Origin of the sequence: Cellulomonas sp. KH9 (genome assembly GCF_900114185.1) — a bacterium.
Classification (GTDB): Bacteria; Actinomycetota; Actinomycetes; order Actinomycetales; family Cellulomonadaceae; genus Cellulomonas.
In genome coordinates this window covers 650,247-669,468 of the sequence record NZ_FOSE01000002.1, presented here as the reverse complement: position 1 = coordinate 669,468, position 19,222 = coordinate 650,247, and the positions used below count along the sequence as shown (strand labels likewise).

Here is a 19,222-nt window from a genome sequence, read left to right as displayed (position 1 = left end):
CGACGTGGCCGGACGGATTCTGCGGGAGGACGTGGAGGCCGTCCGTGAGCGCGTGCACATCGAGGAGGTCGTCGGCGCGCACGTCGCGCTGCGGCCCGCGGGTGTCGGCTCCCTGAAGGGCCTGTGCCCCTTCCACGACGAGCGGTCGCCGTCGTTCCACGTGCGGCCCCAGGTGGGCCGGTACCACTGTTTCGGGTGCGGTGAGGGCGGCGACGTCATCGCGTTCGTCCAGAAGGTCGACGGCCTGGGGTTCACGGACGCCGTGGAGTACCTGGCCTCCCGCGCGGGCATGCAGCTGCGGTACGAGGAGGGCGGGGGCCCGTCGCGCCCCGGCGAGGAGCCCGGCCGACGTCGGCGCCTGCTCGACGCGCACCGCATCGCCGAGGAGTTCTACCGCGAGCAGCTCGTGCAGCCGCAGGCGGCCGCGGCCCGGGCCTTCCTCGCGGAGCGGGGCTTCGACCGCTCGGCCGCCGACGACTTCGGTGTGGGCTTCGCCCCGCAGGGCTGGGACGCGCTGCTGCGGCACCTGCGCGGGCGGGGCTTCACCGAGGCCGAGCTGACGGCCTCCGGGCTCGTCAGCCAGGGCCAGCGGGGCATCTACGACCGGTTCCGCGGCCGCCTGGTGTGGCCGATCCGCGAGGTCACGGGGGAGACGGTCGGGTTCGGCGCCCGGCGGCTCTTCGACGAGGACAACGGCCCGAAGTACCTCAACACCCCCGAGACGCCGCTCTACCGCAAGTCCCACGTGCTCTACGGCATCGACCTGGCGAAGCGGGAGATCGCCCGCGAGAAGCAGGTGGTCGTCGTCGAGGGCTACACCGACGTGATGGCCATGCACCTGTCCGGGGTCCGCACCGCGGTGGCCACGTGCGGCACCGCGTTCGGCCCGGACCACGCCCGGATCGTGCGGCGGCTCGTCGGCGACTCCGGCGGTGCCGCCGGCGTGCAGCTCGCGGGCGGCTCGTCCGTGGGCGGGGAGATCGTCTTCACGTTCGACGGCGACGCCGCCGGCCAGAAGGCCGCCCTGCGTGCGTTCGGCGAGGACCAGGCGCTCACCGCCCAGACGTTCGTCGCCGTCGAGCCGTCCGGCATGGACCCGTGCGACCTGCGCCAGGCCCGCGGGCCGGACGCCGTGCGTGCGCTGGTGTCCTCGCGGCAGCCGCTGTTCGAGTTCGTCATCCGCTCGACGCTCGCCGCGCACGACCTGCGGACCGCCGAGGGTCGCGTGGCGGCGCTGCGCGCCACGGCCCCGGTCGTGGCGGGGATCCGCGACTCCGCCCTGCGCCCGGAGTACGAGCGCCTGCTGGCGGGCTGGCTGGGCATGGACGACGTCGCGGGCGTGCGCCGCGCCGTGGCCGGCGCCGCGCGCCGCGGCTCCCGTCCGGGTGCGCGCCCGGCGGAGCGCGACGCGGGACGGCGGGCGGGGGAGCCGGGGGCGGCGCCGACGCCCGTGCCGGTGGCGCGCATGACGGCGCCGGACCGGCGCGACCCCGTCGCCCAGGTGGAGCGGACCGCGCTCGAGGTCGTGCTGCAGCACCCCACCCTGGTCCCGGCGGAGTTCGACCAGCTCGCGCCCGACGCCTGCACGGCGCCGGCGTACCGGGCGGTGCACGAGGCCGTGCGCGCGGCGGGCGGCATCACCGCCGCGCAGCGCGTCGTGGCCGCGGGCGGCGGGACGGCGTGGGTCGGGGCCGTGCTGGACGAGGCCGCCGAGCCCGTGCACGCGCTGCTGACCGAGCTGTCGGTCGCCCCGCTGCCCGAGGACCGGCCGGACGCCCTGCCGGCGTACGTGCGCGGCGTCGTGCTGCGCCTGGTGGACATCGGCATCACGCGCCGGATCGCCGACGTCCGGGGCCGGCTGCAGCGCCTGGGCGACGACGCCGACCCCGCCGAGCAGCGCGCCCTGCTGGGTGAGCTCATGGAGCTCGAGGCGCAGCGCCGGACGCTGCGCAGCGCCTGACCGCACGGCACGCCCGCCCACGCGGCGCTGCGTCCCGTGCCGGGTGCTCACCGCAGCGCGACGAGCCCCGTCCCGTCGTCGACGAGGCGCGTGTCCGTGACCGCCGAGACCGTCATGGCGCGCAGGCGCAGGCTGCCGCCGTAGTAGGACAGGAACGCCGTGTCGGTGGCGTCGCGTCCGGTCGCGATGCGCAGCAGCGACTCCCGCGGCGCCAGCCCCGTCGCGTCGACGACGTACCAGGCGCCCTCGACGTACGCCTCGGCGACCGCGTGGAAGTCCATCGGCTTGAGACCCGGCGCGTACACCGACGCGAGCCGCGCGGGCACGTCGCACGCCCGCAGCAGCGCGACGACGAGGTGCGCGAAGTCGCGGCAGACGCCGCGGCGCTTCAGGAGCGTGTCCGTCGCCCCGTCCGTCGGCAGGCTGGAGCCCGACAGGTACGTGACGTGCCGGCTCACCCACGTCACGACGGTGTCGAGCAGGTCGGCACCCGTCAGGCCGCGGAACTGGTCGCGCGCGAACGCCAGCAGCCGGTCGGACTCGGCGTAGCGGCTGGGACGGCGGTACTCGACGAGGTCGACGTCCTCCACCGGCGGGACACCAGCCTGGCCGGTGACGGTGGCCTGGTAGTCCACGACCACGCGTCCGGCGGGCGCCAGGATGCGGTGCACCCGGCCCCCGTGCGCGGTCTTGATCTCCTGCACGTCGAGCGGGTCGTCGTCCGACCGCGCCGTCAGCAGCTCGGTGCGGTCGTGCGGGCCCTCGGCCACGGCCACGGACAGGAGCAGCTCGAGCGGCGCGTGGACGTCGAACGAGAGGTGGGCGGCCACGGAGCGCAGCACGACGACGCATCCTTCCCCGGCCAGACGGGCCGGACGACGGGTGGAGACAGGGGACGGGCGAGGGGTCGACGGCGTCTCCGGACCCGGCCGGGGGACGGTCGGCGGCCGCCCGGAGGAGGGCACGGCGAAGCGGGGGCGATGCGGAGGTGAGGTCCCGTGACGAGCGGGGCCGAGGCAAGTGTGAGGCCCGCGGGGGCGTTCGTCCAGCCCCGGCGTGCAGCCCCGTGAAACCGCAGGTCAGGGCGCTGATCGGGGCGTCATGGCGGCCCTCGTCGACGGGCTGCGTGCCCGGTCCTCACCGGGGCTCGGCCGCGGTGCCGCTGCCCGTCCTCGCCGACCGCCCGTCCCGGGTGCCGCGACCCCGGGGGAGCACCAGCGGCAGGGCGACCGCCGCCAGGGCGGTGGCGGCCCACACCACCAGCGTCGCGAGCGCCCAGGCCCCTGCCCCGACGATGCGCAGACCGTCCGTGAGCACCGAGGCGAGCACGAGCGCGAGGAACGTCGACACCAGTCCCGCCCCGCCGAGGAAGGCGGGCGCGTACCGGGAGCTCAGGCGCGTCACCAGGGGCGTGATCACCGACTGGGCGACCGCGAACACCACCACCGCGACGACGAACCCCGAGGCCCGCAGCGTCAGGTCGGGGACCAGCGCCGCGGCGACCAGCAGGCCGATCGCGGCCGAGCCGAGGAAGATCAGCGTGCGCAGGGCGAGCCGGGCCATGGGTTCACGCTAGGCCCGCCGCCCCCGCGCTGCGCGACGGGACGTGTGGTGGCGGCGTGCGGCCCGTGCGAGGCTGACGGCGCGCCGCCCCAGCCCGCGCGGCGCAGGAGGGACGCGCGATGGTGCGACGACCGACCGGGGCCCAGGTGGCCGCCTCGAGCACGTGCGAGCGCTGCCGTGCCGCCCTGCGCCCGCGGCGCGACGCGGTCGACCGTCGCGCGTTCCGTCGCCCGTGAGCCCCGACGCCGTGCGCGTGTGCGCGGTCGCCGACACGCACGTGCCCGCCCGTGCCCGGGACCTGCCCGCGGAGGTCTGGCAGGCCGTGGCGGACGCCGACCTGGTGGTGCACGCGGGGGACTGGGTGGCCACCGACCTGCTCGACCGGTTCGAGGACCGCGCCGCCCGGCTGCTGGCCTGCCACGGCAACAACGACCCGCCCTCGCTGGTCGCGCGCGTGCCCGAGGTCGCGCGCACCGAGGTCGCCGGCGTCCGCCTCGGCGTCGTCCACGAGACGGGCGCCGCGGCCGGGCGCGAGCGGCGGTGCGACGAGCGCTTCGGTGACCTGGACCTGCTCGTGTTCGGCCACAGCCACGTGCCGTGGGACTCCGTGACGCCGCGCGGTCTGCGGCTGCTGAACCCCGGGTCGCCGACCGACCGCCGACGCATGCCGCGGTGCACCTACCTGACGTTCACGTTGCGCGCGGGGCGGGTGACGGACGTCGTGCTGCACGAGTTGCCGCTGCGCGCACCGGCCCGTCCGCGGCCCGGCAGCACGAAGGCCCCCGGCCCGCGGTGACGCGGGACGGAGGCCTCGATGATGCTCCCCCGACTGGACTCGAACCAGTAACCCTTCGATTAACAGTCGAATGCTCTGCCAATTGAGCTACGGGGGATCGTGCGGGGAAAACCCTAGCAGGCTCCGAGGGGTGCGGCGGACACGACGGGCGTCGGCCGTGGTCCCCTCAGGGCGCGAGACCGGCCTCCGACCGGACCCGGGCCTCGGCCGCGGTCAGCCGGCGCACCGTGGCCGGGTCGGTCAGGTCGACCGCGGCGTCGCCGATCACCTGCGTGAACAGGTCGCCGTGCTCGTCGCGGCGCAGCGCGACCCGTACCGTGCCGGCGCCCACCGGCACGTGCTCGACGTGCACGACCGACTGCTGGACGCGCTCGCGGAACGTCTGCACGAGGTCCCACGCGTCGACGTCGGACGCGAGCACGAGGTCGGTGCGCGCACCGTTGACCCAGTGCACCGTCAGCGTCCGGGTGTCGGCGTCGAGCGCACCGCGGTCGACGTCCGCCCAGGGCGTGCGCGCCGCGCCGGACGCGCCCACGACGTGCAGGGCGCGGCGCGTCGCCACGACCCACCGGCCGTCGTCGAGCGGTGTCGAGGCGAGGATCGCGTCCGACCGGAGGTCGAGGGAGCGTCGCAGGTCGTCGGGCAGCCGGCGCCGCCGGGAGAACAGGGCCACGTGGTCACGGTAGTCGTGCGGGAGCGCGCTCCCGCACCGCCGGGCCGTCGGCGCCCGTCGCGGGGGTGCGCCGCAGGTAGTTCCACGCGATGACGGCGCAGGTGGCGCCGTTGAGCGCGCCCACGACGACGTCGCTGAGGGAGTGCATGCCGCGGTAGGCCCGCGCCACCCCGACCGCCACCGGTACGAGCACGCACAGCAGCGTCAGCGCCCAGCGGGCGACGGGGTGGCGCACGCGCTGGGCCTGGAAGGCCAGCGTCAGGTAGAAGGCCGTCGCAGCCCCGGTGTGCCCGCTGGGGAAGCTCGAGGTCGGCGGTGCGTGGTCCAGCTGCTCGACCTCGGGCCGCTCGCGCCCGACGACCAGGGCTGACGTGAGGAAGATCACCGCCTGCACGGCGACGGCCAGACCGGGCACGACCGCGTACCACCACTGCCGCGTCCGCCACCACGTCAGCGCGATCGCCAGGAGGCACGCGCCGATGAGGAACTCCGTCTGCCCGATCGCCGACAGCACCGTGGTCACCGCGTCCAGCGCGGGCGTGCGCTGCTCGACGAACCACGTGCTGACGCCTGCCTCCGCCGGCAGCCCGCCCAGCGGTCCGGTGACGAGCAGGCCGAGGCCGACGACGACGCACCACAGCACGGCCGCGGGCACCAGCACGCGCCGGGCGAGGTCGTGCCGCACGTCACGGCCGTCGGGGCGTGTGCTGTCCGTCTCGTAGCGGTGCCAGAAGGCGTTCACGGGTCCTCCGGGGCCAGGGCTCACGAGGGGCCGTGAGCCGGGTGCGAGGTGTCGCGGGCGGGGTCGTGCGTGGAGTCGTGCGTGGTGTCGTCGCCGGGGTCGTGCGTGGTGCCTGTGCCGGGGTGCGTGGGGCCGCGGCGCCAGCCGACGTACGACGCGCCCGCCACGGCGAGGCCCAGCAGGACGCCGGCGACGACGTCCGACGGGTGGTGCACCCCGAGGAGCACGCGGTCGGCGGCCGTGAGCACCACGAGCACGGCGCCGGTGAGGGGCAGGAGGACACGGCCCCGGCGCCCGAGGACGGGCCACAGCAGCAGCGTGAGCGTCACGGCGACGATGGTGGTGTTCGCCGCGTGCCCCGACGGGAAGCTGGACCCGGGGGCGTGCGCGACCGCGTCCTCGATGACGGGTCGCGTGCGCTGCACGATCCCCTTGGCGGCGAGCTGCAGGAGCCACCCCACGCCGACGGTGCACGCGGCCCACAGCACGCGGTCCCGCAGCCCGTGCCTGCGCCACGCCCACACGCACACGGCCGGGACGAGCAGCAGGTTCAGCCAGCGTGCGGCGAACACCTCCTGCCAGACGACGAGCACCGTCCGCAGCCCGTCCGACGTGCGGGTCAGGTCGGTCGCGGCCCGCACGACCGACTGGTCGACGCGCACGACCGTGCCGGACTCCCCGCGCACGGCGACGGCGAGGGCGACCACGGGCAGCACCACCACCGCGCCGAGCGCCGCGGCGCGCAGCAGGTCCCGGCGGCGGGTCGGGTCGGCTGGCATGGCGAGGACAGTAGGGGGGTGTCGATGTCCTCGCACGTGGGGCCGCGACCCGGGTCGCTCACGGTGGGCCAGGTGGGGCTTGAACCCACGACCGACGGATTATGAGTCCGCTGCTCTGACCGACTGAGCTACTGGCCCGCGCCCCGCAGCCTACCGACGGCCGGCGGCCGCCGGCCGCCCTCGCCAGCGGATGCCGACGGCGCGTGGCACTGCCACCATCGCTCCGGGCGCCGACGGACGTCGGCGGGTGGGGGCCCGCGTCGAGGAGGTGACATGACCACGGTCGCGACAGGATCCCGCCAGGGTGCGTGGGAGCTGGGGGCACGGGCGGGCTACGCCGCCTCCGGTCTGGTCCACGTGCTGATCGGCGTGCTGGCGCTGCAGCTCGCGTTCGGGTCCTCCGGCGGGAGCGCCGACCAGTCCGGGGCCTTCGAGCAGATCGCGAGCTCCCCGTTCGGTGGGGTGGTGCTGTGGTTCACGTGCGTGGCGTTCCTGGCGCTCGGCGCCTGGTACGCGGCCGCGGCGATCAGCGGCGCCGCGGGCGGGACGTCGGAGCGGGCGAAGGCCGGCGGCAAGGCGGCGATGTACGCGGCGCTGGCGGTCACGGCGTTCGCCTTCGCGCGCGGGTCGGGCTCCGACAGCGAGGGCCAGACGTCGAGCGTCACGGGCGAGCTCATGCAGGCGCCGGGCGGCCGGCTGCTCGTCGGCGCGGTCGGCGTCGGCATCGTCGTGGTGGGGGCGTACCACGTGCACAAGGGCCTGGCGAAGAAGTTCCTCGAGGACCTGCAGCGGCTGCCCGCCGGGACCACGGGCCGGGTGGCGCGCCGGGCGGGCGTCGTCGGGTACACCGCGAAGGGTGTCGCGCTGGGCATCGTGGGCGTGCTGTTCGTCCTGGCGGCGGCGGACGCGAACCCGCAGGAGGCGACCGGCCTGGACGGCGCGCTCGTGGCGCTGCGCGACGCGCCGGGGGGTCCGGTGCTCCTCGCGCTGGTCGCGCTGGGCCTCATCGCGTTCGGGGCGTACTGCGGCATCCGGGCACGGTTCGGACGGCTCTGACTTTTCACCCGCTCCGGACAGATCAGGCACGGCGGCGGTTGTTGCACAGTTGTCCAGATTGGGGCATAGTCGTTCACGTCAGCGACAACGGCAAACCCGCCGCAAGGTGGGGACGCAAAGCCACGGGGCCTACAGGGCCAGCCGAGCTACCGAACGATGAAGGAGTACCAGCCATGGCTGTTCACACGCCTGCCAACGAGGCCCCGCTCACGCAGGGCAGCCTGCTCACCCCGGGCGAGGTCGCGGTCCTGTTCCGGGTCGACCCCAAGACGGTGACCCGCTGGGCCCAGGCCGGCAAGCTCTCCGCGGTCCGCACCCTCGGCGGCCACCGCCGCTTCCACGAGGCGGAGGTCCGGCAGCTCCTGACGGGCGTCCCGCAGCAGCGCGCGGGGGAGTGACCCTCGGGGCCGTCGACGACGACGCACCCACGACACCGACGCCGGTGGCGACCTGATCGCCACCGGCGTCGTGCTGCGTCCGGCCGGTGCAGCGCGCACCGTCCGGCGGGCGGTGGGACGGTGCGCCCGCGGGACGTGAAAGGATCAGGACATGGCCCTGCGTGAGATCCGCATCGTCGGCGACCCCGTGCTCCGCACCCCGTGCGACCCGATCACCACGATCGACGACCGGGTCCGCTCGCTCGTCGAGGACCTGCTCGAGACCGTCGACATGGACGGGCGTGCCGGGCTGGCCGCCAACCAGATCGGTGTCAGCCTGCGGGCCTTCTCATGGAACATCGACGACGAGATCGGCTACGTGCTGAACCCCGTCATCGTCGAGCTGTCCGAGGACGAGTACCAGGACGGCGACGAGGGCTGCCTCTCGGTGCCGGGGCTGTGGTTCCCGACGCACCGCGCCTGGTACGCCCGGGTGGTCGGCACGGACCTCGACGGCCGGGAGGTCGTGGTCGAGGGCACCGAGCTCATGGCGCGCTGCCTGCAGCACGAGGTCGACCACCTCGACGGCATGCTCTACCTGGACCGGCTCGAGCGCTCCGTGCGCAAGAAGGCGATGCGGGCCATCCGCGAGCAGCTCTGAGGCGTCCCGCGCGTCCGCTGGACCTGCGGCGACGCATGGGGCATCCTGTGCCGTGCACGCCGCGTGCGCTGCACCTGTGCTGATGACGTTCCCGACACGGGGCGAGGTCGTTGGGGAAGGCGACCCTCGAGCCCAACCGGGAGGACGACATGGCCGGTGCCATCACCCGCGGTGTACTTTTCGTGCACTCCGCGCCGCGCGCGCTGTGCCCCCACGTCGAGTGGGCGGCAGGCAACGCGCTGGGCGCGCGCGTCAGCCTGGACTGGACGCAGCAGCCCGCCGGACCGAGCTTCTACCGCGCCGAGCTGTCGTGGCAGGCGGCGCCGGGCACAGGCGCCCGTCTGGCGTCGGCGCTGCGCGGCTGGGCGCACCTGCGCTACGAGGTCACGGAGGAGCCGAGCGCCGGCGTCGACGGGTCCCGCTGGAGCCACACGCCCGAGCTCGGCATCTTCCACGCCGCCACGGACGTGCACGGCAACGTCGTGATCCCCGAGGACCGGATCCGCGCCGCGCTCGAGCACGCCGCCGACCCCGAGCGGCTGCGTGCGGAGCTCGACCTGGCCCTCGGGCAGGCGTGGGACGACGAGCTCGAGCCGTTCCGCTACGCGGGCGCCGGTGCGCCCGTGCGGTGGCTGCACCGCGTCGGCTGACGCACCCGGACGCACGACGGCGCCCGCACCCCGACGGGGGCGGGCGCCGTCCCGTGACCGGGCAGGTGCGCGGCGGAGGCCCGCCAGGAGGCCCGCGGGCGGCGCCGCGGGCCCGCATCAGGCGGAGGTGACCACCAGGGCGACGTTGTGACCGCCGAACCCGAACGAGTTGTTGATGGCGGCGACGGGGCCGGCGGGCAGCGCGCGCGGGGTGTCGCGCACGAGGTCGAGCACCAGCTCCGGGTCGGGGTTGGCGACGTTGATCGTCGGTGGGGCCTGGCGGTCGTGCACCGCGAGCACCGTGAAGATCGTCTCGAGCGCACCGGCGCCGCCGAGCAGGTGCCCGGTCATCGACTTCGTCGCCGAGAGCGCCACGTGGTCGGCGTCGTCGCCCAGCACGCCGCGGATGGAGCGGGCCTCGATGAGGTCGCCCACGACCGTGGACGTCGCGTGCGCGTTGACGTGGGTGACGTCGGCCGCCGCGACGCCGGAGTCGGCCAGGGCCGCGCGCATCGCGCGGGTCTGGCCGTCACCGGACGGCTCGGGGGAGGTCAGGTGGTAGCCGTCGGCCGACAGGCCGACGCCGCCGATCCGCGCGTACACGCGGGCACCGCGGGCCGCGGCGTGCGCGGCGGACTCCAGCACGACGATGCCGGCGCCCTCGCCGATGACGAAGCCGTCACGGTCGACGTCGTACGGGCGCGACGCCCCCGCGGGGTCGTCGTTGCGCGTCGAGAGGGTGCGGGACGCCGCGAACGCGGCGATGGGCATGGGGTGGATCGTGGCCTCGGTGCCGCCTGCGACCACCACGTCGGCACGGCCGTCGCGGATCATCTGCACGGCGTACCCGATGGCCTCCGCCCCGGACGCGCACGCCGAGACGAGCGCGTGCGCGCCGGCGCGCGCACCGAGCTCCAGCGAGACGTACGCGACGGGCGAGTTCGGCATGAGCATGGGCACGGTCATGGGCAGGACCCGGCGACCGCCCTTCTCGCGCAGGGTGTCCCACGCGTCGAGGGTCGTCCAGATGCCGCCGATGCCCGAGGACACGACGGCGCCGAGACGGTCGCCGTCGACCTCGGGGGAGCCCGCGTCCGCCCACGCCTCGCGCGTCGCGATGACGGCGTACTGCGCGGAGGGGTCCATGCGCCGGAGCTCGGGCCGGGGGAGCACCTGGTCCGCGGGGACCTTGACCATCGCCCCGAAGTTCACGGCGATGTCGTAGCGCTCGGCCCAGTCGTTCTCGAACGTGCGCGCGCCGGACTCACCGGCCAGCGCGGCCCGCCACGTGCTGGGGACGTCACCGCCCAGCGGTGTGGTGGCGCCCAGGCCGGTGACGACGACCTCGGGGACGGTGCTCATGGGTTCTCCTTGGGTCAGGCGGGCGGTGCGCACGGCTGCAGGCCGGCGCACCGCCCGGGTGCCGCGGGTGCGGCGCGCAGGCTCAGGCCTGGGCGCCGGCGATGAAGCTCACGGCGTCGCCCACGGTGGCGAGGTTCTTGACCTCGTCGTCGGGGATCTGGACGTCGAACTTCTCCTCCGCGAGCGTGACGATCGTCATCATCGACAGCGAGTCGATGTCGAGGTCGTCGGTGAAGGACTTCTCGGGCAGGACGGAGTCGGTCGGCAGGCCGGTCTCCTCGCTGACGATCTCGGCCAGTCCGGCCAGGATCTCCTGCTCGCTGTGCGCCATCGTGTCTCCTCGTGTCGGGTGGTGCTGGGACGTGCTGAACGGTACAGGCGCGGTCGGCGCCGACCGGGTCAGGGCAGGACGACGACCTGGGCCGCGTAGACGAGGCCGGCGCCGAAGCCGATCTGCAGCGCGAGCGCGCCGGAGCCGACCTGGCCCTCGCGCAGCAGGCGCTCCGTGGCCAGGGGGATCGACGCGGCGGACGTGTTGCCGGTGTCGGCGATGTCCCGTCCCACGACGACGCTCTCGGGCAGCCGCAGCTGCTTGATGAGCTGGTCGATGATCCGCATGTTGGCCTGGTGCGGGACGAACGCCTCGATGTCCTGCGGGGAGACGCCGGCGGCGTCCATCGCCTTCTGGGCGACGGGGGCCATCTGCCAGACGGCCCACTTGAAGACCGACTGGCCCTCCTGGCGCAGCGTCGGCCACCCGGCGCCCTCGTCGCGGGTCGCGAGCCACGAGTGGGTCTGGCGGATCGCCTGCGCCTGGCTGCCGTCCGAGCCCCACACCGTGGGCCCGATCCCGGGCGTGTCGGAGGGGCCGACGACGACGGCGCCCGCACCGTCGCCGAGCAGGAACGAGATGGACCGGTCCGTCGGGTCGACGAACTCGCTCATCTTCTCCGCTCCGATCACCAGGACGTGGCGGGCGGTCCCGGCGCGCACCAGCGCGTCGGCCTGGCCGATGCCGTAGCAGTACCCCGCGCACGCCGCCGAGATGTCGTACGCCGCGGCCGGCGTGGCGCCGATCCGGTCGGCGACGATCGCGGCGCCGGCCGGCGTCTGGTGGAAGTACGTGACCGTGGACAGGATGACGACGTCGATGTCCGCGCCGGTCAGCCCGGCGTTCTCGAGCGCGGCGCGGGCGGCGCCCTCGGCCAGGTCGAGCACGTCGGTGCCCTCGCCGGCGCGCCGGCGCGTCACGATGCCCGTGCGCTGGCGGATCCACTCGTCGGACGACTCGATGGGGCCGACGAGGTCGTCGTTGGGGACCACGCGCTCGCCGCGCACCGCGCCGAGCCCGAGGATGCGGGTGTGCGCGGGCCCGGTGGCCTGCGTGAGGGTCGGACGGGTCACGGCGTGCTCTCCTGGGGGGTCAGGGCGGTACCGGCGTGCCGACGGACGAGGTCGCGTGCGGCGTCGAGGTCGGCGGGGGACTTCAGGGCGAGGGTCTCGACGCCCGGCAGCGTACGACGTGCCAGGCCGGTCAGGACGCCGCCGGGCGCCACCTCCAGGAGCGCCGTCACGCCCAGGTCGACGAGCGTCGCCTGGCACAGGTCCCACCGCACGGGGCGGGCGACCTGGGCGACGAGGCGGGCCACGGCGTCCGCGCCGTCGCGCACGACCGCACCGTCGGCGTTGCCGAGCAGCGTCACGACCGGGTCGCGGGGGGAGACCTGCGCCGCGGCGGCGGCCAGCTCCTCGACCGCGGGCGCCATGGCGTCGGTGTGGAAGGCGCCGGCCACCTGCAGCGGGACGACACGGGCGCGCGTCGGAGGTGCGTCGCCCAGCGCGGCCAATGCGTCGAGCGGCCCTGCCGCGACCACCTGCCCGGCCCCGTTGACGTTCGCCGGCACGAGCCCGAGCTCGGCGAGGCGTGCGAGCACCTCGTCGGGGTCGCCGCCCAGGACGGCGCGCATGCCCGTGGGCGACGCGGCCGCGGCGCGGGCCATGGCGGCACCGCGCACGGCGACCAGCCGCAGCGCCTCGTCGTCCGTCAGCACGCCGGCGACGGCGGCGGCCGCCAGCTCGCCCACGGAGTGCCCGGCGACGACGTCGACCGTGCCGCGGGCGGCGACGGGCAGCGCCGTGCCCGCGGGGACGCCGAGCACGGCCCGCAGGCTCGCCAGGGCGGTGGCCACGAGCAGCGGCTGGGCGACGGCGGTGTCCCGGATGGTCTCGGCGTCGGACGTCGTCCCGTGCGCGAGCAGGTCGGTACCGGTGACGTCGCTCGCGCGGGTCAGGGTGTCGACGAAGCCGTCGACCTCCGTCCACGGGGTGAGCATGCCGGGGGACTGGGCCCCCTGGCCGGGGCAGGCGACGACGAGCACGTGACCACTGTGCCGTGCCCGGACGACGTCGCCCGGTCGCGCCACGCACCAACCTCGCGACCCAGCGTTGTCGGACCCGTACAAAGGTCCCCTCGTGGTGCGGTGACCTGCCGGTCAGCCCGCCGCGCCGTCGAGCCGGCCGACGGCCAGCGCCGTCTGCAGCACGTACGACTCGCGCGCGTCGAGCGGGTCCCAGCCCGTGACGTCGGCCACGCGCCGCAACCGGTACCGGACGGTGTTGGGGTGCACGTACAGGGAGCGCGCGGCGGCCTCCAGCGACCGCCCGCCGCCCAGGTAGGCGGACAGGGTCTCGAGCAGGGACCCCTGGCTCGCCGCCAGCGGGGCGTACGCGCGCTCGACGAGCGCCCGGCGGGCCTCGACGTCCCCGACGAGGACGCGCTCGGGCAGCAGGTCGTCGGCGTGCACGGGCCGCGGTGCCTGCTCCCAGCCCGCGGCCGCGGCGAGCCCCGCGAGGGCGGCGCGCGCCGATCGGGTGGCCTCGGCCAGGCCCGAGGCCGTGGGGCCCACGACGACGGGCCCGGGGCCGAAGCGCGGCAGCAGCGACATCGCGGCGGCGCGCAGGTCGCCCTCGCCGCCCAGGAACACGACCAGGCGGTCCCCGAGGATGCCGACCAGCGCGTCGTCCGCCGCGCGCCGGGTCGCCCGGCGCAGGTCGGCGGCGCGGACCTCGTCCATGTGGGCCGTCGTCGTGCCCACGACCACCAGCGTCGCGCCGCGACCGCTCCAGCCCAGGGCGGACACGCGTGAGCGCAGCGCGTCGTCGGCGTCGCCGCGCACCAGCGCGTCCACGACCAGCGCCTCGAGGCGGGCGTCCCAGGCGCCGCGCACCTCGGCGGCGCGCGCGTAGACCTCCGCCGCGGAGAACGCCACCTCCCGCGAGTACCGCAGCACGGCCTCGCGCAGCTCGCGCTCCGCGCCCGGGGCGGCCAGCCGGTCGGAGTGGGTCTCGACGACGTCGACGACCACCCGGACCAGCTGGAGGGTGTGCTGCAGCGAGATCGAGCGCGTCAGCTCGGGCGGGGCGGTGGCGAAGATCTCGCTGACGCCGTGCGGGGGCTGCGTCGGGTCGGCGTACCAGGTGACGAAGGCGGTGATGCCCGCCTGGGCGACCAGGTTGACCCAGGACCGGTCCTCGGCCGGCAGCGCCCGGTACCACTCGAGGTCGGCGTCCAGCCGGCGCATGGCCGCGGCCGAGAGCAGACCCGTGCCGTCGCGCACGCGCCGCTGCGTCTCGCTCTGGTCGCCGGGCGTGCCGGGTGCGGTGGTGCCGCCGTCGGGGGTGGGGGGAACGGTGCGACGGGGCGCACGCGCCGCCGGCGTCCGGGGAGACGTCGCCATGGCGCGAGCATAAGGGCGCGGGTTGTGGGAAGTCGACAAATGTCCGGGACCGTCGCGGGCGTCGTCGACGGCCCTCGGGAAGGTGTCGCACGGGCTGACCGGATAAGGTCTCGGCATGGCTCTTCTGCCCCGCCTGCGCCAGCTCATGAGGCGACCCTCCTCGGCCTCCACGGTCGGGGCGCGTCGCCCGACGAAGGCCTCGCGACGCGGCGACACGCTCCACGAGGACGCGCTGCGGTCCATGCTGAGCGACGACCCGAACAACGAGCGTGCCTTCCAGGCCCTCGCCGAGATCGTGCGTCGCCGGGCCGCGGAGTCCGTCCCCGAGCAGGACCCGCTGACCGCGCCCAACGTCGAGCACGAGCGGCAGCACGCCGCCGACCTCGCCGTGTGGTCGCTCGGTGAGGAGCTCGCCGGCAACCCGCGTGCGTGGTTCCCGCTCATCGAGGTCGCACGGCTCTCCGTGCGCGACGACCACGAGGGGACGACCCGCCGGCTCACCACCGCCGCGGAGCGTGACCCGTCCGGCCAGGCGCTGACCCAGGCGCTGGCCCTGCTCACCGACGCCGGGCAGCCCGTCGAGGCGCTCAACCTCGGCGTCGGTCACTGGCGGCCCCGCGAGCACGTCCCCGACGTCGCCCGCGAGCTCGTCCGGGCCGCGATCGCCGCCGAGCGCCCGCTCGAGGCCAAGCAGCACCTGGCGTCGCTGGACCTCTACCCGGACCAGTCGGCGGTCTCCGGACTGAAGGCCGAGCTGGCGCAGGAGATCGCGCGCGCGCAGCAGTCCATCCCCGGGACCTGACGGCGCGGGCCCGGCCCCCCGGGACGCACCGCCCCACGAACGCACGAACGCCCCCGGCCACAAGGCCGGGGGCGTTCGTCGTGCGGCGTCCGTCAGGAGTCGCCACCCGTGTTGCCGGACGTGCCGGCCGTGACGTCGTGCAGGCGGTACCGCTCGATCGCCTGAGCCGGCAGGGACGGGTCGACCTTCCCCTCGAGCACCAGCTGCTGCAGCACCCGCACCACCGTCGACGGACCGTCGATCTTGAAGTGCCGACGTGCCGCCGCGCGGGTGTCGGAGAACCCGAAGCCGTCGGCGCCCAGCGTGGCGTAGCGGCCCGGGATCCAGGCGCGCACCTGGTCGGGCACGAGGTGGTCGTAGTCCGTCGTGGCGACGAACGGGCCCTCCGCACCCTGGAGCTTGGCGGTCAGGTACGGGGTGCGCACCTCGTCGCCCGGGTTGAGGAAGGCGTGCTGCTCGGAGGCCAGCGCGTCGCGTCGCAGCTCGTTCCAGCTGGTCACCGACCAGACCGCGGCGCGCACGCCCCAGTCCTCCGCCAGCAGGTGCTGCGCCTCGAGCGCCCACGGCACCGCGACGCCGGACGCGAGGATCTGGGCGCGCGGCCCGTCGCCCTCGGCCGGTGCGATGAGGTGGATGCCCTTGAGGATGCCCTCGACGTCGACGCCCTCGGGCTCCGCCGGCTGCACCATCGGCTCGTTGTAGACCGTCAGGTAGTAGATGACGTCCTGGTCGCGGCCGTCGGGCTCCCCGTACATCCGCTGGATGCCGTCACGCACGATGTGCCGGATCTCGTACCCGTAGGCCGGGTCGTAGTGCACGACGTGCGACATGGTGCCCGCCAGCAGCGGCGAGTGGCCGTCGGCGTGCTGCAGGCCCTCGCCCGTCAGCGTCGTGCGGCCCGCCGTGGCGCCGATGAGGAACCCGCGCGCCATCTGGTCGCCGGCTGCCCAGAACTGGTCGCCGGTGCGCTGGAACCCGAACATCGAGTAGTAGAAGTAGAACGGGATCAGCGGCTCGCCGTGCGTGGCGTACGACGTGCCCACCGACTGGAACGCGGCGGCGGAACCGGCCTCGTTGATGCCGGTGTGCATGATCTGCCCGGCCTCGGACTCCTTGTAGCTCAGCATGAGCTCGCGGTCCACGGCCATGTAGTTCTGGCCGTTGGTGTTGAAGATCTTCGCGCTCGGGAAGATCGAGTCCAGGCCGAACGTGCGGGCCTCGTCGGGGATGATCGGCACCAGGCGGTGGCCGAACTCCTTGTCCTTCACCAGGTCCTTGAACAGGCGCACGAGCGCCATGGTCGTGGCGACCTCCTGCGTGCCCGAGCCCTTGGCCAGGATCTCGTACGCCTTGTCGCCCGGCAGCGTCAGCTTGGTGTGCGCGCTGCGCCGCTCGGGGACGAACCCGCCCAGCTGACGACGCCGCTCGAGCATGTACTTGATCGCCTCGTCCTCCGGCCCCGGGTTGTAGTACGGGGGCAGGTACGGGTTCTCCTCGAGCTGCTCGTCCGTGATCGGGATGTGCAGCGAGTCGCGCAGGGTCTTGAGCTCCTCGACCTTGAGCTTCTTCATCTGGTGCGTCGCGTTGCGGCCGGCGAAGCCCGACCCCAGCCCGTAGCCCTTGATGGTGTGCGCGAGGATCACGGTCGGCTGACCGGTGTGCTCGCGCGCCGACTTGTAGGCCGCGTAGAGCTTGCGGTAGTCGTGCCCGCCGCGCTTGAGGGCCCAGATCTCGTCGTCCGTCATCTTCTCGACGAGCGCCTTGGTGCGCGGGTCGCGGCCGAAGAAGTGCTCGCGGATGAACGCGCCGCTCTCGGCGCGGTACGTCTGGAAGTCACCGTCGGGCGTGGTGTTCATCAGGTGGACCAGGGCGCGGTCCTTGTCGGCGTTGAGCAGGGTGTCCCACTCGCGGCCCCAGATGACCTTGATGACGTTCCAGCCCGCGCCGCGGAACTGCGCCTCGAGCTCCTGGATGATCTTGCCGTTGCCGCGCACCGGGCCGTCGAGCCGCTGCAGGTTGCAGTTGACGACGAACGTGAGGTTGTCCAGGCCCTGCTGGGCGGCGTGCTGGAGCATGCCGCGCGACTCGGGCTCGTCCATCTCGCCGTCGCCGAGGAACGCCCAGACGTCCTGCTGGCTGGTGTCCTTGATCCCGCGGTTGTGCAGGTACTTGTTCGTCCACGCCTGGTAGATCGCGGACGCCGGGCCCAGGCCCATCGACACCGTGGGGAACTCCCACAGCTCGGGCGCCAGGCGCGGGTGCGGGTAGGACGGCAGGCCGCCGCCGGGGTGCGAGAGCTCCTGCCGGAAGCCGTCGAGCTGGTGCTCGGACAGCCGGCCCTCGAGGAACGCGCGGGCGTAGACGCCGGGGGAGGCGTGGCCCTGGAAGTAGACCTGGTCACCGCCGCCGGGGTGGTCCTTGCCGCGGAAGAAGTGGTTGAGGCCCACCTCGGTGAGCGTCGCGACGGAGGCGTACGAGGAGATGTGCCCGCCCACCGCGACGCCGGGGCGCTGCGCGCGCGTCACCATGACGGCCGCGTTCCAGCGGATCCACGAGCGGTAGCGCCGCTCGATGACCTCGTCGCCGGGGAAGTAGGGCTCGTTGTGCACCGCGATGGTGTTCACGTACGGCGTGTTGAGCGACGCCGGGATCGCCACGTTGCGCTCGCGTGCGTGCCGCAGCATGCTCATCAGCACGTAGCGGGCCCGCGGGCCGCCCTTCTCCTCGATCAGCCCGTCGAGGGACTCGACCCACTCACCGGTCTCCTCCGGGTCGATGTCGGGGACCTGGCTGAGCAGGCCGCCGATCAGGGGGCCCGTCTCGTCGATGGAAGCCACCGGTGCTCCTTCGCGTCTCGTGCGTGCCCGGCGCCTGGTGGCACCACGGAACGCTGCGTTGCCTGCATCCGTGCCGCCGCGTCGTGCGCGGGGTGCGGTTGCGGGTAGTCGGACCATTCTCGGTCCGTCGACCCCCGAAAGTCACACCGTGGGGCTCCGGGAGGGGCGTGACGTCCGTGACACGCCCGGACGGACCGCCTCTTGCCAGGGCCCAGTGGTCTGCGGTGGGCTAACGTGTGCCGACATCGACAGGTGGGTCCGCGGACAGTGCGGCGCACCGGGGGAGAAGGGAACCGGCCGACGTGTCATCCACCGCGGACGACTCCGCGACGCAGGCTGTCGCTCGGCTCGGCTTCATTGCCGGGCAGGTGATCCAGGAGCTGGGTTACGACGACGACGTCGACGACGACATCCGTGCGGGGCTCGAGGCCCTCACCGGGACCGAGCTCGTCGACGAGGACTTCGACGACGTCACGGACGGCGCCGTCATCTGGTTCCGCCAGGAGGACGGTGACCTCACCGACGCCCTGGTGGACGCGATGACCGTGCTCGACGACAGCGGTCCCATCTGGGTGTTCAGCCCCAAGGCCGGCCGACGCGGCCACGTGTCGCACTCGGACATCGAGGAGGCCGCGAACACCTCGGGCCTGCACGCGATGACCACCTTCGCGATCGGACCGGACTGGTCCGCCACCCGGCTGGCCACGCGCGGCCGCGGCAAGTGAGCACGGCGAGCGCCCCCGCGGTCGGGGCGCCCGCCCCCGACCTGGCGCTGCCGGACACGCACGGCACGCCGGTCACCCTGGCGCAGCTGCGCGGCACGCCGGTGGCGCTCGTGTTCTTCCCGTTCGCGTTCTCGGGCATCTGCACCGGTGAGCTCTGCGAGCTGCGCGACAACATCGCGGCGTTCGACGACGCCGGCGTGCGGCTCCTCGCCGTGTCCTGCGACCCGATGTTCACCCTGCGGGCGTGGGCGGAGCAGGAGGGGTTCACCTTCGACCTGCTCTCCGACTTCTGGCCGCACGGCGCCGCCGCGCGCGCGTACGGCGTGTTCGACGAGGCCACGGGGCACGCGCTGCGCGGCTCGTTCCTCGTCGACGCCGACGGGGTGCTGCGGTGGAGCGTGGTGAACCCGCGCGGGCAGGCGCGGCCGCTGTCGGCGTACCGCGAGGCGCTGGCGGCGCTGGCCCGCTGACGGGCGGTGCCGCCGCGGCGCAGCCGGACGCA

The 19,222-nt window shown here is 74.6% G+C and carries 20 protein-coding genes, 2 tRNA genes and 1 riboswitch; of the genes, 9 read left to right on the top strand and 13 right to left on the bottom strand.

The features are described from left to right. The first annotated feature begins 4 nt into the window (after nucleotides 1-4). Complete coding sequence (gene dnaG / locus BMZ16_RS09105; RefSeq protein ID WP_089799598.1) at nucleotides 5-1,960, top strand: DNA primase; 1,956 nt, start codon at nucleotides 5-7, stop codon at nucleotides 1,958-1,960. 47 nt (nucleotides 1,961-2,007) lie between these two features. Here dnaG and BMZ16_RS09100 read toward each other — a convergent pair whose 3' ends face one another. Both BMZ16_RS09100 and BMZ16_RS09095 read right to left on the bottom strand, forming a co-directional pair. Continuing rightward, nucleotides 2,008-2,802, bottom strand: coding sequence for a transglutaminase-like domain-containing protein (locus BMZ16_RS09100; RefSeq protein ID WP_089799596.1), 795 nt, complete (start codon nucleotides 2,800-2,802; stop codon nucleotides 2,008-2,010). 295 nt (nucleotides 2,803-3,097) lie between these two features. Further along, on the bottom strand, nucleotides 3,098-3,523 hold the full coding sequence (locus tag BMZ16_RS09095; RefSeq protein ID WP_089799594.1) for a phage holin family protein: 426 nt from the start codon (nucleotides 3,521-3,523) through the stop codon (nucleotides 3,098-3,100). 232 nt (nucleotides 3,524-3,755) lie between these two features. Here BMZ16_RS09095 and BMZ16_RS09090 point away from each other — a divergent pair, with 232 nt between their 5' ends. Then, on the top strand, nucleotides 3,756-4,319 hold the full coding sequence (locus BMZ16_RS09090) for a metallophosphoesterase family protein (protein ID WP_255366478.1): 564 nt from the start codon (nucleotides 3,756-3,758) through the stop codon (nucleotides 4,317-4,319). Nucleotides 4,320-4,343: 24 nt separating this feature from the next. Here BMZ16_RS09090 and BMZ16_RS09085 read toward each other — a convergent pair. The 5 genes from BMZ16_RS09085 to BMZ16_RS09065 all read right to left on the bottom strand — a co-directional run bounded on the left by BMZ16_RS09085 (nucleotide 4,344) and on the right by BMZ16_RS09065 (nucleotide 6,651). Further along, nucleotides 4,344-4,416 (bottom strand) — tRNA-Asn (locus BMZ16_RS09085). Nucleotides 4,417-4,485: 69 nt separating this feature from the next. Further along, nucleotides 4,486-4,992: a hypothetical protein gene (locus tag BMZ16_RS09080; protein ID WP_089799592.1), complete on the bottom strand. Its 507-nt coding sequence runs from the start codon at nucleotides 4,990-4,992 to the stop codon at nucleotides 4,486-4,488. Between the two features lie 4 nt (nucleotides 4,993-4,996). Continuing rightward, nucleotides 4,997-5,734, bottom strand: coding sequence for a phosphatase PAP2 family protein (locus BMZ16_RS09075; RefSeq protein WP_089799590.1), 738 nt, complete (start codon nucleotides 5,732-5,734; stop codon nucleotides 4,997-4,999). Between the two features lie 20 nt (nucleotides 5,735-5,754). Next, nucleotides 5,755-6,513 carry a phosphatase PAP2 family protein gene (locus BMZ16_RS09070; RefSeq protein WP_089799589.1) on the bottom strand — a complete coding sequence of 253 codons (759 nt, stop codon included), beginning with the start codon at nucleotides 6,511-6,513 and terminating at the stop codon, nucleotides 5,755-5,757. 64 nt (nucleotides 6,514-6,577) lie between these two features. Further along, nucleotides 6,578-6,651, bottom strand: a tRNA-Ile gene (locus BMZ16_RS09065). A 135-nt stretch (nucleotides 6,652-6,786) separates the two neighbouring features. Between BMZ16_RS09065 and BMZ16_RS09060 the strand changes: the two genes are divergently transcribed. The 4 genes from BMZ16_RS09060 to BMZ16_RS09045 all read left to right on the top strand — a co-directional run bounded on the left by BMZ16_RS09060 (nucleotide 6,787) and on the right by BMZ16_RS09045 (nucleotide 9,257). After that, nucleotides 6,787-7,569: a DUF1206 domain-containing protein gene (locus tag BMZ16_RS09060; RefSeq protein ID WP_089799587.1), complete on the top strand. Its 783-nt coding sequence runs from the start codon at nucleotides 6,787-6,789 to the stop codon at nucleotides 7,567-7,569. Between the two features lie 79 nt (nucleotides 7,570-7,648). Further along, a riboswitch (cyclic di-GMP riboswitch) is annotated at nucleotides 7,649-7,723 on the top strand. Between the two features lie 19 nt (nucleotides 7,724-7,742). After that, nucleotides 7,743-7,967 (top strand): BldC family transcriptional regulator, encoded by a 225-nt coding sequence (locus BMZ16_RS09055; protein ID WP_089799585.1) that lies wholly within the window; start codon nucleotides 7,743-7,745, stop codon nucleotides 7,965-7,967. 151 nt (nucleotides 7,968-8,118) lie between these two features. Then, on the top strand, nucleotides 8,119-8,607 hold the full coding sequence (def, locus tag BMZ16_RS09050; protein WP_089799584.1) for a peptide deformylase: 489 nt from the start codon (nucleotides 8,119-8,121) through the stop codon (nucleotides 8,605-8,607). Between the two features lie 149 nt (nucleotides 8,608-8,756). Continuing rightward, the gene (locus tag BMZ16_RS09045; protein ID WP_089800029.1) at nucleotides 8,757-9,257 is read left to right on the top strand and encodes a DUF3145 domain-containing protein; all 501 of its coding nucleotides are present in this window, start codon (nucleotides 8,757-8,759) and stop codon (nucleotides 9,255-9,257) included. A 117-nt stretch (nucleotides 9,258-9,374) separates the two neighbouring features. Here the strand turns inward: BMZ16_RS09045 and BMZ16_RS09040 are convergent, their stop codons facing one another. The 5 genes from BMZ16_RS09040 to BMZ16_RS09020 all read right to left on the bottom strand — a co-directional run bounded on the left by BMZ16_RS09040 (nucleotide 9,375) and on the right by BMZ16_RS09020 (nucleotide 14,356). Beyond that, nucleotides 9,375-10,619, bottom strand: a complete 1,245-nt coding sequence (locus BMZ16_RS09040; protein WP_089799582.1) for a beta-ketoacyl-[acyl-carrier-protein] synthase family protein — start codon at nucleotides 10,617-10,619, stop codon at nucleotides 9,375-9,377. 82 nt (nucleotides 10,620-10,701) lie between these two features. Further along, a complete protein-coding gene (locus tag BMZ16_RS09035) occupies nucleotides 10,702-10,950 on the bottom strand; it encodes an acyl carrier protein (RefSeq protein WP_089799580.1) in 249 nt (82 codons plus the stop codon). 68 nt (nucleotides 10,951-11,018) lie between these two features. After that, nucleotides 11,019-12,023 (bottom strand): beta-ketoacyl-ACP synthase III, encoded by a 1,005-nt coding sequence (locus BMZ16_RS09030; RefSeq protein ID WP_089799578.1) that lies wholly within the window; start codon nucleotides 12,021-12,023, stop codon nucleotides 11,019-11,021. Beyond that, nucleotides 12,020-12,997, bottom strand: a complete 978-nt coding sequence (locus tag BMZ16_RS09025; protein ID WP_089799576.1) for an ACP S-malonyltransferase — start codon at nucleotides 12,995-12,997, stop codon at nucleotides 12,020-12,022. The genes BMZ16_RS09030 and BMZ16_RS09025 overlap by 4 nt, the downstream gene beginning before the upstream one ends. 114 nt (nucleotides 12,998-13,111) lie before the next feature. Beyond that, the gene (locus BMZ16_RS09020) at nucleotides 13,112-14,356 is read right to left on the bottom strand and encodes a PucR family transcriptional regulator (RefSeq protein ID WP_089799574.1); all 1,245 of its coding nucleotides are present in this window, start codon (nucleotides 14,354-14,356) and stop codon (nucleotides 13,112-13,114) included. A 115-nt stretch (nucleotides 14,357-14,471) separates the two neighbouring features. On the opposite strand from BMZ16_RS09020, the gene BMZ16_RS09015 reads away from it, so the two are divergent. Continuing rightward, nucleotides 14,472-15,158, top strand: coding sequence for a hypothetical protein (locus tag BMZ16_RS09015; protein ID WP_089799572.1), 687 nt, complete (start codon nucleotides 14,472-14,474; stop codon nucleotides 15,156-15,158). 92 nt (nucleotides 15,159-15,250) lie between these two features. On the opposite strand, the gene aceE is transcribed toward BMZ16_RS09015, so the two are convergent. Further along, nucleotides 15,251-17,995 carry a pyruvate dehydrogenase (acetyl-transferring), homodimeric type gene (gene aceE, locus BMZ16_RS09010; protein WP_089799570.1) on the bottom strand — a complete coding sequence of 915 codons (2,745 nt, stop codon included), beginning with the start codon at nucleotides 17,993-17,995 and terminating at the stop codon, nucleotides 15,251-15,253. A gap of 302 nt (nucleotides 17,996-18,297) precedes the next feature. Between aceE and BMZ16_RS09005 the strand changes: the two genes are divergently transcribed. Together BMZ16_RS09005 and BMZ16_RS09000 are read left to right on the top strand one after the other, a co-directional pair. After that, a complete protein-coding gene (locus BMZ16_RS09005) occupies nucleotides 18,298-18,720 on the top strand; it encodes a DUF3052 domain-containing protein (RefSeq protein ID WP_089799568.1) in 423 nt (140 codons plus the stop codon). Next, nucleotides 18,717-19,190: a peroxiredoxin gene (locus BMZ16_RS09000; protein ID WP_089799566.1), complete on the top strand. Its 474-nt coding sequence runs from the start codon at nucleotides 18,717-18,719 to the stop codon at nucleotides 19,188-19,190. The genes BMZ16_RS09005 and BMZ16_RS09000 overlap by 4 nt, the downstream gene beginning before the upstream one ends. Nucleotides 19,191-19,222 lie beyond the last annotated feature (32 nt).